This is a genomic window from Vibrio marinisediminis (assembly GCF_014050145.1).
Taxonomy (GTDB): Bacteria; Pseudomonadota; Gammaproteobacteria; order Enterobacterales; family Vibrionaceae; genus Vibrio; species Vibrio marinisediminis.
In genome coordinates, this window is sequence record NZ_JACFYF010000318.1 from 1 (window position 1) to 248 (window position 248).

The 248-nt window shown below is 65.7% G+C and carries 1 protein-coding gene; it reads right to left on the bottom strand.

Going from position 1 to position 248, the window contains the following annotated elements; genetic code table 11:
* The coding region (locus H2O73_RS21340) for a collagen-like triple helix repeat-containing protein (RefSeq protein WP_182110828.1) at window positions 1-248 on the bottom strand (248 nt) is incomplete at both ends.

Below are 248 nucleotides of genomic sequence, written 5' to 3' on the forward strand. Positions count from 1 at the left end.
GCCCTTAGCACCAACTGCACCAGGGACGCCAGGAGGGCCAGTGGGGCCGGTGGGACCAGGGGGTCCAGCAGCACCAACAGCACCATCGTTACCGCGAGCACCAGCAGTGCCAGGAGGTCCAGGGCGACCTCTCTCACCGGGCAGACCTCGGGGACCCATCTGGCCAGGAGCTCCGTTTTCACCAGGACTGCCGGGCTCTCCCTTAGGACCAGCAGGACCAGCATCTCCTTTGGCACCATCCAAACCAC